The sequence below is a fragment of the Streptomyces typhae genome, from assembly GCF_009755605.1.
In the GTDB taxonomy this organism is placed as follows: Bacteria; Actinomycetota; Actinomycetes; order Streptomycetales; family Streptomycetaceae; genus Streptomyces; species Streptomyces typhae.
In genome coordinates, this window is sequence record NZ_WPNZ01000002.1 from 156,803 (window position 1) to 168,821 (window position 12,019).

Sequence of the window (12,019 nt, forward strand, 5' to 3'; positions counted from 1 at the left end):
GTGCGGGTGCGGGCGGCGCGGGTGCGGACGGCGCAGGTGCGGACGGCGCAGGTGCGGACGGCGCGGGTGCGGGCGGCGCAGGCTGGGGAGGTCACTCCTCGGGTGGGAACACCGCTTCCCCGCTGCCGAGGAGCGTGAGGGTGATGGCCTCCACCGGGCAGCCCTCGGCCGCCGCCAGGATCTCCTCGGCGGCGTCGGTCTCGGACCGCCCGGGGTGCGACTGGCGGGCGGAGTCGAGGGTGAAGCCGCCCGGCGCGGTGCTCGCGCACATCCCCGAGCCGACGCACACCGACCGGTCGACCTCGACGTGCCAGCGGTCCCCCATCAGGCACCGCCCGGCACGTACCCGGCGGGGAGGTGGATCATCTTGTGCTCGAAGTACTCCCCGTACCCCTCGGGCCCGAACTCCCGCCCGATGCCGGAGTTCTTGTAGCCGCCGAAGGGGCCCAGCATGTCGAGGCTGAAGGTGTTCACGGAGTAGGTTCCGGTCCGCACCCGGCGTGCCACGTCGATGCCCCGCTCGACGTCGGCGGTCCACACGCTGCCGCTGAGCCCGTAGTCCGAGTCGTTCGCGATCCGCACGGCCTCGTCCTCGTCGCCGTACGGGAGCAGACAGACGACCGGGCCGAAGATCTCCTCGCGGGCGACGCGCATGGAGTTGTCGACGCCGCCGAACAGTGTCGGCTCCACGTACCAGCCCCGGTCGAACCCGGCCGGACGCCCGCCCCCGGCCAGGATCTTGGCGCCCTCCTCCTGCCCGATCCGGATGTAGTCGAGACAGCGGCGGCGCTGCCGCTCGGCGACGAGCGGGCCGAGTTCGGTGGCGGGGTCCAGGGGGTCGCCGATCTTCAGGGCGTTCGCGGCGGCGGCGAAGCCCTCGGCGAACTCGTCGTAGCGGGTGCGCGGGACGAGGACGCGGGTCTGGGCCACGCACGCCTGGCCGTTGATCATCCACGCGAAGGGCACGATCCCGGCGACGGCGCCCGCGGCGTCGGCGTCCGGCAGGACCACCGCGGCCGACTTGCCGCCGAGCTCAAGGGTGACGCGGGTGAGGTTGCGGGCGCAGACCTCCATCACGCGCTTGCCCGCGGCGACCGACCCGGTGAAGGAGACCTTGTCCACGCCCGGATGCCCGACCAGGTACTCGCTCACCTCCCGGTCGGCGGAGAGGATCGAGAGCACCCCCTCCGGCAGCCCGGCCCCGGCGGCGATCTCGGCGAGGACGCAGGCGTCGAGGGGCGCCTCGGGCGAGGTCTTCAGGACGACCGGGCAGCCCGCGAGGAGGGCGGGCGCCAGCTTGGCGGCGGCGGTGAACTGCGGGACGTTCCAGGGGACCACGGCCGCGACCACCCCGACCGGTTCGCGCCGCACCAGGATCGGCCCGAGCACCCCGGCCCGCGCCTGTTCGTACACGAACCCGCGCGCCGTCGTGATCGCCGCGTCCCACACCATCGCCGCGGACAGGGCCTGCACCAGCACGGACGACGTGAACGGGGTCCCGTTCTGCGCGCTGATGACGCGCGCGACCTCCTCGTGCCGCTCCGCGAGCCCGTCCTTGATCCGCGCCACGACCTCGATCCGCTCGTCGAGCGTCAGCCGCGGCCAGGGCCCCTCGTCGAAGGCCCGGCGAGCGGCGGCGACGGCCCGGTCGACGTCCCCGGCCCCGGCGTGCGGCACCCGCGCGAACACCACACCGGTGTGCGGCGACACCACCTCGATGACGTCCTCGCCGAGCGGGTCCGTCCACTCCCCGCCGATGAACAGCTGTCCGTGTTCCACGAGCTCGGTCATGACCGACTGCCCTCCTGTGGGACGCCCGCCGCAATTTCTGACGCTGCCTCAGAACTGATATCAGTTCTAGTTGAAGTAGGCCAGGGCTGGGCCGGTGGTCCGTCCTGGCAGGATGACCGGCGGTCCGAAGCCGAGAGTCAGGGGAGCCATGGCCATCAACAAGTGGTGGAGACACGATCCGAACGAGCGTTACTGGCTGGAGATCACCAACCGCGAGGACATCGGCACCAACCTCCTCGCACCCAAGACCAACGACCGGGGCGAGAATTACTGGTCCTACGCGCTCGTACGTGAAGTACGGCCCGGGGACCTTGTGCTGCACTGGGACAAGAATCACGGTCCTGGTGTGGTGGGGTACTCCCACGTCCAGGGTGAGGCCATCTCCTCCACGATCGTCTGGCAGAGCCGTGGGACCTACGGCCGGCAGCGGAGCGCGTCCGGTCCCGAACCTGCCTGGGAAGCTCCCCTCAGCGGTTACCGGAAGCTGGAGCGCCCCGTGACCCAGGCACGACTGCGCGAGATCGAGCCCACGGTTCGCGCTCTGCGGAACGGCCTCACGGAAGCGGTCGCGGGACCGCTCTACTTCCCCTTCGCGCTGTCGGACACACGGCCCCTCCGTACGGCACAGGGCTACCTGACCAAGCTGCCGCGAGCACTGGTCGAATCACTCCCCGAGCTGCGGGAGTTGCGTCAGACGGCCGTCTCCGAGCCGCACGAGCCGGAGGCCCCAGAGCCGTCGCCCGCCGCACCGCCCGGGGCTCGCAGGGCCACGGGCTACGGTCGGCAGCAGAATGCGGAACGGCGGCGTGCCATCGAGCGGTATGCGGTGGATCTCGTCCTGAGCCACTACCGCTCGCACGACTATGAGGTGGAGGACGTGGGTGCCTACTCGCCGTGGGATGTCACCGCACGCAAGGACGACACCGAACTTCACATAGAGGTGAAGGGAAGCACCACCGCCCGAGAGGTGATCGACCTGACCGAGGGGGAGGTCCGCCACGCCGAAGGCGTTGGCACCTGCCTGGTGGTGATAGATCACATAGAACTCGGGGACGACCTCCGCTGCCGCGGAGGGCGCTGGCGTTCATGGGACGACTGGTCACCGGCGCGGGACGAGCTAGTTGCCACCGCCTACCGCTACCCGCTGCCGAAGGGAGGCCACGAGGGCCCGTCCCTTGCCCAGTCCCCTGTCTGAGAGCACAACGTTGCGCCACTCGCTCAAGGCCACTCAGCGCGTCATGGGCCGCGCGCCGCAGGTCCTTGGCCGCCAGAACGATCTCCGGCGGCCCCCAAGAGTCGAAGATCGAACACGGCGATCTGGAGATCTGTCACCACACGATTCGCAGAAGGCAGTGCCGCCACGCCCTGATCCATGCGCCCATCGTCCCGGTCGGCCACACCCTGGTGTATCTGCTCGACACCGACCGGGGCCCGTCCTCATCGACACCGGGTGGGACGATCCGGCCTCCTGGGACGTGCCGGTCGCGGGGCTCGCCGAGTGCGGCGTCGGTGGCGCGGACGTGTGGGGCGTCCTGATCACCCATCGCCCATCACCCATCACCACCCGGACCACCACGGCCTCTCCACGCGGGTCCGGGACGCCTCCGGGGCCGGGATCGCGCTGCACGAGGCGGACGCGCGCGTGGTGCGCGCCCGGCCACGTCTGCCCGCATCTGGAGGAGGAGCATCCCGCCGGGCCCCGGGGCAGCGGGCGGCTGTCTCGCCCGGACCGGCCTGCAAGGACGCCTCCAGGAACCCCCCGGGGCGCCCCCTGCCCCGTGCCGGGCCCGGAGGGGCCGCGTACGGGCCGGTAGAGTAGGCGGGTCGTCATCATGCGCGTACGAGGGAAAGCCGGTGCGAATCCGGCGCTGACCCGCAGCCGTGATCCGCGCGCCTCCCCACCTGTGCGCGGTGAGCCGGAACGCCTCCCGCCGCATGACCGGCTCGCGTCATCGGAACTGCCGATGGCCGGCATCGTCGAGGTATACGGAGCCGGAGCCGCCCGGTGCCCACCCGTGCCGTGCCGCCCGGCTCCCCGCAGGGAGAGGCACCCGCCGCATCATGAACGTTCGCCGCAGCGCAGCTGCCCTGGCCGTGGCCGTCGCCGCCCTCGGCACCGCCGCCGCCCCGGCCGCCTTCGCCGCCGACGCCTCGCCGTCGCCCGCGGGCCCGCTGCCGTCCGGTCTCTACGGCAAGAAGGACCCGCAGTTCGACGGCGTGTTCCGGCAGTCGTACGCCCTGCTCGCCCTGAAGACCTCCGGCGTCACCCCGGCCGCCAAGGCCGTCGACTGGCTCACCGGCCAGCAGTGCGCGAGCGGCGGCTTCGCCGCGTACCGCGCCGACGCGAACGAGCCGTGCGGCTCCAAGACCCAGGTCGACTCGAACTCCACCGCCGCCGCCGTGCAGGCACTCGCCGCGCTCGGCGGGAAGCAGGACACCGTGAAGAAGGCGCTCGGCTGGCTGAAGTCCGTGCAGAACCAGGACGGCGGCTGGGGCTACAACCCGGGCCTGCCCAGCGACGCCAACTCCACCGGCATCGTCGTCGGCGCCTTCGCCGCCGCCGGTGAGAAGCCCGCAGCCGTGCAGTCCCAGGAGGGCAAGGCACCCGAGGACGCCCTGACGAAGCTCGCCATGGACTGCGGCAAGGGCGGCGGCGCGTTCGGCCTCGCCGACGCCAAGTCCGGCAAGCTCGCCCCGAACGCCGACGCGACCGCGGCCGGTGTGCTCGGTGGTCTCGGCCAGGGCCTGGTCCTCGACGAGAAGGCCCGCAAGGAGGCCCAGAAGGCCGACGGCGCGCCCGAGTGCGCGAAGCCGGACGACGCCGCGCAGGCCGCGCGGAACGGCACCGGCTACCTCCTGAAGTCCCTCGCCAGGACCGGTCACCTCACCTCCGCGATGCCCGGCGCCGACGACCAGCCGGACGTGGGCAACACCGCGGACGCCGTCGTGGCGCTCGCCGCCGCCGGTCAGCAGGAGCAGGCGGAGAAGTCGGCGAAGTGGCTGTCGGAGAACTCCGCCGCGTGGGCCAAGGACAGCGGCCCCGCCGCGTACGCGCAGCTGATCCTCGCCGCCCGTGCCGCGGGCATGGACGCCCGTGACTTCGGCGGCGCGAACCTCGTCGACCAGCTCACCGCCCAGGGCCCGAAGCCCGAGGCCACGGACGCCGGTGACGAGGCGGAGAAGAAGGACGGGAAGGACGACGGCTCCGGGGTCAGCGTCTGGTGGATCGTCGGCGTCGGCCTGGTCGCCGGTGTCGGCATCGGCATCCTCTTCAGCGGCCGCAAGAAGAAGAACCAGCTGTGAGCCCGCGCCGCCCGGGGCGCGGCCCGCGCGCGGCGGCCGCCCCTCTCCCGACGGTGCTCGGGACGCTCGTGACCGCGCTGGTCGCAGCCGTCATCGCGCTCGCCGCCACCCTCGTCACGGCGGGCGCGGCCCAGGCCACCGAGTACCGCTACTGGTCGTTCTGGCAGCAGGACAAGGGCGGCGCCTGGGTGTACGCCACGCAGGGCCCCTCCGTCGCGCGGCCCGACGACGGCGACGTGGAGGGCTTCCGGTTCGCCGTGTCCGCCGACTCGCGCAGCGCCGTGCGGCCGCGCGGGGCCGCGGACTTCGACACGATCTGCGCGGACACGCCCGCGCGCGGCGGCAGCAAGCGGATCGCGGTCGTCGTCGACTTCGGCACGCCCGGCGACGCCCCCGGCGGCGAGACGCCCCCGAAGACACGTACGGCGTGCGCGCGCGTCGGCTCCGACGCCACCACCGCCGACGCCCTCGCCGCCGTCGCCAAGCCGCTGCGCTACAACAGCAGCGCGCTGCTGTGCGCCATCTCCGGCTACCCGAAGAACGGCTGCGGCGAGCCGGTCTCCGGCAAGGAGTCGAAGGGCGAGGACTCGGGAGGCAAGGACTCGGGGGACGAGGACTCGGGGGGCGAGGTGTCCGCGGGCGAGCGGGGCAGCGGCACGGCGGACGGCTCCGGGGACGGCGGCGGGCCCTCCGTCGGCCTGCTCGCCGGTGTCGGCGCGATCGTCGCGCTCGGTGCCGCCGCCGTCTGGCAGGCCCGCCGCCGCCGTGGCTGACGCGGCCCCCGTCCCGCGCGCCCGGCGGCGCCGCCTCGCCCCGCAGGCGCACCGGTCGAACGCCCTGCACCCGGGAGCCTGGTGGCTGTGGTCGCTCGGCCTCGCCACGGCCGCGTCCCGCACCACCAATCCGCTCCTGATCGGGCTGATCGTCGGCGTCGCCGGCTATGTCGTCGCCGCCCGCCGCACGTCCGCGCCGTGGGCCCGCTCCTACGGCGCGTTCGTGAAGCTCGCCCTCGTCGTCATCGGCATCCGCCTGGTCTTCGCGATCGTCCTCGGCTCGCCGATCCCCGGTACGCACCTCATCGTGACGCTGCCGGAGGTGCCGCTGCCCGACTGGGCGCAGGGGGTGCGCATCGGCGGCCGGGTGACCGCGGAGGGCGTGGTGTTCGCGCTGTACGACGGGCTGCGCCTCGCGGGCCTGCTGATCTGCGTCGGCGCCGCCAACGCCCTGGCCAGCCCGGCCCGGCTGCTCAAGTCGCTGCCGGGGGCGCTGTACGAGGCCGGGGTCGCCGTCGTCGTGGCGATGACGTTCGCGCCGAACCTGATCGCCGACGTGCAGCGGCTGCGGTCCGCACGGCGGCTGCGCGGGCGCCCCGACAAGGGGCTGCGGGGGCTGCTCCAGGTGGGTCTGCCCGTCCTGGAGGGCGCCCTGGAGCGCTCGGTCGCGCTGGCCGCCGCGATGGACGCGCGCGGCTTCGGCCGCACCGCCGCCGTGCCCGCCCGGGTGCGCAGGACGACGGCGGCGCTGACGCTCGGCGGTCTGACGGGGGTGTGCGCGGGGACGTACGGGCTGCTCACCGCGGAGGGCTCGACGTACGGCCTGCCGGTGCTCGGTGTCGGGCTCGCCGCCGCGCTCGGGGGCCTGTGGCTCGGTGGCCGCCGCTCGGTGCGCACCCGCTACCGGCCGGACCGGTGGGGGTGGCGCGCCTGGGCCGTCGCCGGGTCCGGCGCCGCCGTGGCCGCTTTGATGATCGCGGCGAACTCGGGGGACGCCGGTGCCCTGCACCCCGGGGTCGTCCCGCTGGTCGCGCCCGAGCTGCCGCTGCTGCCCGCCGCCGCGGTCCTGCTCGGACTGCTCCCGGCGTTCGTGGCGCCGGTGCCGCCGCCCGCGGAGGCACCGGTCCCGGAACGCCGCCGCCCCCGCCCGCCCCGTACGCCTCGCCCGCCACGTACATCCCGTACACCTCGCGCACCCCGTACGTCCCGCTCGTCCCGTACCGAGGAGAAGACCTCATGACCATGATCCGGTTCGAGGACGTCTCCGTGCGGTACGAGGGGGCCGCGGAGCCCACCGTGCGGGGCGTCGACCTGAGCGTCCCCGAGGGCGAGCTGGTGCTGCTCGTCGGTCCTTCCGGGGTCGGCAAGTCGACGCTGCTCGGTACGGTCAGCGGGCTCGTCCCGCACTTCACGGGCGGCACCCTGCGCGGCCGGGTGACCGTCGCGGGGCGCGACACCCGCACCCACAAGCCGCGCGAGCTGGCCGACGTCGTGGGCACGGTGGGCCAGGACCCGCTCGCCCACTTCGTGACCGACACCGTCGAGGACGAGCTGGCCTACGGCATGGAGTCGCTCGGTCTCGCCCCGGACGTGATGCGCCGCCGCGTCGAGGAGACCCTGGACCTGCTCGGCCTCGCGGACCTGCGGGACCGCCCCATCGCCACGCTCTCCGGCGGCCAGCAGCAGCGCGTCGCCATCGGCTCCGTCCTCACCCCGCACCCCCGCGTCCTGGTCCTCGACGAGCCGACGTCGGCCCTCGACCCGGCCGCCGCGGAGGAGGTGCTCGCCGTCCTCCAGCGCCTCGTCCACGACCTCGGCACCACCGTCCTGATGGCCGAGCACCGCCTGGAGCGCGTCGTGCAGTACGCCGACCAGGTCCTGCTCGTCGCCGCCCCCGGCGAACCCCCCGTCCTCGGCGATCCCGCCGCCCTCATGGCCGTCTCCCCCGTCTGTCCGCCGGTCGTGGACCTCGGCCGCCTGGCGGGGGCGGACCCGCTGCCGCTGACCGTGCGGGACGCGCGGCGCAGGACGGCGGGGCTGCGGGAGCGGCTCGCGGGGGTGGAGGTTCCCGTGGGGCCGGTGGGCGCGGCGCACGGCGCGGGAGCGGGCCGGGACGCGGTGCCGGCCGCGCGGGTCGAGCGGCTCGCCGTACGGCGGGGGCGGGTCGAGGCGCTGCGGCGCGTCGACCTCTCCGTCGCGCCCGGTGAGACCGTCGCCCTGATGGGGCGCAACGGCGCGGGCAAGTCCACGCTCCTGTCCACCCTGGTGGGACTGCTCGCCCCCGCGTCCGGGTCGGCGCGGGTCGGGGGCGCGGTGCCGCACCGCATGGCGCCGCGCGAGCTGATCCGGCACGTCGGCCTCGTACCGCAGGAGCCGCGCGACCTGCTGTACGCGGACACGGTCGCCGGAGAGTGCGCGGCGGCCGACCGGGACGCGGACGCCGCGGCGGGCACCTGCCGGGCGCTGGTGGCGGAACTGCTCCCCGGCATCGCGGACGACGTGCACCCCCGCGACCTGTCCGAGGGCCAGCGCCTGGCCCTCGCCCTCGCGATCGTGCTCACCGCCCGCCCGCCGCTGCTCCTCCTCGACGAGCCGACCCGCGGCCTGGACTACGGCGCCAAGGCCCGCCTGGTGACCGTCCTGCGCGGGCTCGCGGCGCAGGGGCACGCGATCGTCCTGGCGACGCACGACGTGGAACTGGCGGCGGAGCTCGCCCACCGGGTGGTGATCCTCGCCGACGGCGAGGTGGTGGCGGACGGCCCGACGGCGGACGTCGTGGTGTCGTCGCCGTCGTTCGCCCCGCAGGTGACGAAGGTGCTCGCGCCGCAGCCGTGGCTGACGGCGACCCAGGTGCGCAGCGCCCTGCGGGCGGCGGAGGGGGAGGCGACGCCGTGACCGTCCCGGAGTCCCCGAGACCCCCGTCGTCGCCCTCGCCGTCGCCCTCGCCGTCGCCGTCGCCCCCCTCGTCGCCCTCGCCCTCGCCCTCGCCGTCGCCGTCGCCGTCGCCGTCGCCGTCGGGCCGCGCCCGTCCCGCCGTCGACCGGCAGGTACGCCCGGTACGGCTCGGGCCCCGGTCCGTGGCCGCGCTCGGCCTGGTCAGCGCGGTCGGGGTGGTCGCCTTCGGATGGCCCCTGTTCGCGGGCGGCGACTCGTCGCTCAGCGCGCACGCGCAGGACGCTCCGTGGCTGTTCGCGGCGTTGCTGCCGCTGCTCATCGGGGTCGTGGTGGCGACGATCTCCGACGTCGGCCTGGACGCGAAGGCCATCGCGATGCTCGGGGTGCTCGCCGCGGCGGGCGCGGCGCTGCGGCCGCTGGGCGCGGGCACGGCCGGGATCGAGCCGATGTTCTTCCTGATGGTGCTGAGCGGGCGGGTGCTCGGGCCGGGCTTCGGGTTCGTGCTCGGCGCGGTGTCGATGTTCGCGTCCGCGCTGCTCACCGGCGGGGTGGGGCCGTGGATGCCGTTCCAGATGCTGGCCATGGGGTGGGTGTGCATGGGGGCGGGCCTGCTGCCGGGCGCGGACGCCGCGGCGCGCTCCCGGCTCCGCCCGAACGCGGCGGGCGCCATCCGCGGGCGCTCCGAGCTGTGTCTCCTCGGCGCGTACGGGGCCCTCTCGTCCGTGCTCTACGGCACCGTGATGAACCTCCAGGGCTGGCCCTACATCGGCGGGCTCGCCACCGGGGTGTCCTTCGTGCCGGGCGACCCGGTCGGCGACAACCTGGGCCGCTTCGTCGCGTACTGCCTGGCCACCTCGCTCGGCTGGGACCTGCCGCGGGCCGTCGTCACGGTGGTCCTGAGCCTGACGCTCGGCCCCGCCGTCCTGAAGGCGCTGCGCCGGGCCACCCGGCGGGCCGCGTTCGAGACGCCGGTCACGTTCGAGCCGTCCGAACGGTGAGCGGGTCTGCGCGCTCCGTGAGGAAAAGGGCGGCTCGTCCGTGAAGCGGCCCACAGGACCTTGGTCCTCCACTACCCGGGGCCGTAGCCACACCACTTGAGGCGTACACACCAAAACACGCTCTGACCTGGGCTTTGAGAGCCACGTCACACGGGGGACCTCCGGTCATGGTGCGAGTACCACTAGTAAGAGGGGGCATTGCCAGGCCGCGACAGCCCTGTTTCTCTGGATGAGTCGCACGGCGCCGACGTGCCCCTCAGGGCCGCGGCGCCGAGGCATTCCCCCCACGATCCGCGTGATCACGGCATGCCCGCGGCCATCCAGTCCCCCACCGGAAGGTCCTCTGTGTCCGTCTCGCTCCTCCGCCGCATCGCTTCCCCGAAGAAGGCTCTCGCCACCGGCGCCGTCGCCGCGGCCGCCACCGGCATGGTCTTCGCCGCGGCCCCCGCCCAGGCCGCTCCGGCGGCCGCGACGTCCGACTCGGCCAAGGCCGTGGCTCAGCGGATGATCTCGGACGACGCGCAGTTCAAGTGCTTCGACCACATCGTCTCCCACGAGAGCGGCTGGGACGTCAACGCCAAGAACGCCTCCTCCGGCGCGTACGGCCTGGTCCAGGCCCTGCCCGGCTCGAAGATGGCCTCCGCGGGCGCCGACTGGCAGACCAACCCCGAGACCCAGATCGAGTGGGGCGTCAAGTACATGAAGGACCGTTACGGCAGCCCCTGCGGCGCGTGGAGCTTCTGGCAGGCCAACGGTCACTACTGAGCCCCCCTGGGCTTCAGGCAGCGAAAAGGGCGGCACCCCGGTGTGGGTGCCGCCCTTTTCGCGCTCCGCGCTCGTCCTCAAACGCCGGACGGGCTGGTTTCCCACCCACCCACCCTCACTGCCCGCCGCAGGCAATCAAGCCCGTCCGGCGATTGAGGACGAGGCGCGGAGCGCCGGTACACCCCACCCCGGCAAGGGCTAAAGCCGCTGAAGAAGCGTCGCGGCAGCGACCGCACCCCCCGCGCACATGCACACCAGCGCGAACTCCTTGTCCGCCCGTTCCAGCTCATGGAGGGCGGTGGTCAGCAACCGCGCCCCGGTCGCCCCGACGGGGTGGCCGAGGGCGATCGCGCCGCCGTTGACGTTGACCTTCTCCAGGTCCTGCTCGAAGACCTGGGCCCAGCTGAGGACGACCGAGGCGAACGCCTCGTTGATCTCGACCAGGTCGATGTCCCGCAGGGACATGCCCGCCTTGCCGAGCACGGCCCGCGTCGCGTCGATCGGCCCGTCGAGGTGGAAGTGCGGATCGGCCCCGACGAGGGCCTGGGCCACGATCCGGGCCCGCGGCCGCAGCCGCAGCGCGCGGGCCATCCGCTTGGAGGTCCACAGGAGCGCGGCGGCCCCGTCGGAGATCTGCGAGGAGTTGCCCGCGGTGTGCACGGCGGTGGGCATGACGGGCTTGAGGCCGCCGAGGGCCTCCATGGAGGTGTCGCGCAGCCCCTCGTCGCGGTCCACGAGCCGCCACATGCCCTGGCCCGCGGCCTGCTCCGCCTCGTCCGTCGGCACCTGCACGGCGAACGTCTCGCGCTTGAAGCGCTCCTCGCTCCAGGCGGCCCGCGCCCGCTCCTGCGAGATGAGGCCGAGGGAGTCCACGTTCTCGCGGCTGAGCCCCCGCTTGCGGGCGATCCGCTCGGCCGCCTCGAACTGGTTGGGCAGGTCGACGTTCCACTCGTCGGGGAAGGGCTTGCCGGGCCCGTGCCGGGAGGCGGACCCGAGCGGCACCCGGGACATCGACTCGACGCCGCAGCTGATCCCGACGTCGATGACGCCCGCCGCCACCATGGTGGCGACCATGTGCGCGGCCTGCTGGGACGAGCCGCACTGGCAGTTGACCGTGGTCGCCGCCGTCTCGTACGGCAGCCCCATCGCGAGCCACGCGGTGCGCGCCGGATTGGCGGACTGCTCACCGGCCTGGGTGACCGCGCCGCCGACGATCTGTTCCACGCAGTCGGCGTGGATGCCGGTGCGGCCGAGGAGCTCACGGTAGGTCTCGCCCAGGAGATAGGCGGGATGGAGATTGGCGAGCGCGCCCCCGCGCCTGCCGATCGGAGTGCGCACGGCTTCGACGATGACAGGTTCAGCAACCACAGACTCGTCCTCTCCTCCACGGCCCGCGGGGCGTCCCGGCATCCCGCGCGTGAGAACTAGTACGCGTTCTAGTTCTGTTCAGCAGTCTGCTGAGCCCGGCCCCGCTCCCGCAAGGGGCGTGCACAC

General features: G+C 73.9%; 10 protein-coding genes and 1 riboswitch. Of the genes, 7 read left to right on the forward strand and 3 right to left on the reverse strand.

Annotation, left to right across the window (positions count from 1 at the left end):
- Nucleotides 1-91 precede the first annotated feature (91 nt).
- Both GPA10_RS04680 and GPA10_RS04685 read right to left on the reverse strand, forming a co-directional pair.
- Nucleotides 92-325: a ferredoxin gene (locus GPA10_RS04680; protein ID WP_157164357.1), complete on the reverse strand. Its 234-nt coding sequence runs from the start codon at nucleotides 323-325 to the stop codon at nucleotides 92-94.
- On the reverse strand, nucleotides 325-1,791 hold the full coding sequence (locus GPA10_RS04685; protein ID WP_157164358.1) for an aldehyde dehydrogenase: 1,467 nt from the start codon (nucleotides 1,789-1,791) through the stop codon (nucleotides 325-327). The genes GPA10_RS04680 and GPA10_RS04685 overlap by 1 nt, the downstream gene beginning before the upstream one ends.
- Nucleotides 1,792-1,939: 148 nt before the next feature.
- On the opposite strand from GPA10_RS04685, the gene GPA10_RS04690 reads away from it, so the two are divergent.
- The 7 genes from GPA10_RS04690 (at nucleotide 1,940) to GPA10_RS04720 (ending at nucleotide 10,525) form a co-directional block, all read left to right on the forward strand.
- Nucleotides 1,940-2,986, forward strand: coding sequence for a protein NO VEIN domain-containing protein (locus tag GPA10_RS04690; protein WP_198351504.1), 1,047 nt, complete (start codon nucleotides 1,940-1,942; stop codon nucleotides 2,984-2,986).
- A 623-nt stretch (nucleotides 2,987-3,609) separates the two neighbouring features.
- Nucleotides 3,610-3,724, forward strand: a riboswitch (cobalamin riboswitch).
- Nucleotides 3,725-3,852: 128 nt separating this feature from the next.
- Nucleotides 3,853-5,094, forward strand: coding sequence for an SCO2321 family membrane protein (locus GPA10_RS04695; RefSeq protein ID WP_157164360.1), 1,242 nt, complete (start codon nucleotides 3,853-3,855; stop codon nucleotides 5,092-5,094).
- A complete protein-coding gene (locus tag GPA10_RS04700) occupies nucleotides 5,091-5,867 on the forward strand; it encodes an SCO2322 family protein (protein WP_425505665.1) in 777 nt (258 codons plus the stop codon). Before GPA10_RS04695 ends, GPA10_RS04700 begins: the two co-directional genes overlap by 4 nt.
- Entirely contained in the window at nucleotides 5,803-7,107 is a 1,305-nt protein-coding gene (locus GPA10_RS04705; protein WP_425505666.1) for an energy-coupling factor transporter transmembrane component T, read from the forward strand. The genes GPA10_RS04700 and GPA10_RS04705 overlap by 65 nt, the downstream gene beginning before the upstream one ends.
- A gap of 2 nt (nucleotides 7,108-7,109) precedes the next feature.
- The gene (locus GPA10_RS04710; RefSeq protein WP_157164613.1) at nucleotides 7,110-8,762 is read left to right on the forward strand and encodes an ABC transporter ATP-binding protein; all 1,653 of its coding nucleotides are present in this window, start codon (nucleotides 7,110-7,112) and stop codon (nucleotides 8,760-8,762) included.
- Nucleotides 8,763-8,944: 182 nt separating this feature from the next.
- Nucleotides 8,945-9,760, forward strand: a complete 816-nt coding sequence (locus GPA10_RS04715) for an ECF transporter S component (RefSeq protein ID WP_343040430.1) — start codon at nucleotides 8,945-8,947, stop codon at nucleotides 9,758-9,760.
- 345 nt (nucleotides 9,761-10,105) lie between these two features.
- Nucleotides 10,106-10,525 carry an aggregation-promoting factor C-terminal-like domain-containing protein gene (locus GPA10_RS04720; RefSeq protein ID WP_058845822.1) on the forward strand — a complete coding sequence of 140 codons (420 nt, stop codon included), beginning with the start codon at nucleotides 10,106-10,108 and terminating at the stop codon, nucleotides 10,523-10,525.
- 198 nt (nucleotides 10,526-10,723) lie between these two features.
- Here the strand turns inward: GPA10_RS04720 and GPA10_RS04725 are convergent, their stop codons facing one another.
- A complete protein-coding gene (locus GPA10_RS04725; RefSeq protein WP_058845823.1) occupies nucleotides 10,724-11,893 on the reverse strand; it encodes a steroid 3-ketoacyl-CoA thiolase in 1,170 nt (389 codons plus the stop codon).
- Nucleotides 11,894-12,019: the final 126 nt, after the last annotated feature.

Bases quoted from the DNA above. Each gene is read 5' to 3' on its own strand.
- GPA10_RS04680 (WP_157164357.1), bottom strand. From the start codon at position 325: ATGGGGGACCGCTGGCACGTCGAGGTCGACCGGTCGGTGTGCGTCGGC.
- GPA10_RS04685 (WP_157164358.1), bottom strand. From the start codon at position 1,791: ATGACCGAGCTCGTGGAACACGGACAGCTGTTCATCGGCGGGGAGTGG.
- GPA10_RS04690 (WP_198351504.1), top strand. From the start codon at position 1,940: ATGGCCATCAACAAGTGGTGGAGACACGATCCGAACGAGCGTTACTGG.
- GPA10_RS04695 (WP_157164360.1), top strand. From the start codon at position 3,853: ATGAACGTTCGCCGCAGCGCAGCTGCCCTGGCCGTGGCCGTCGCCGCC.
- GPA10_RS04710 (WP_157164613.1), top strand. From the start codon at position 7,110: ATGATCCGGTTCGAGGACGTCTCCGTGCGGTACGAGGGGGCCGCGGAG.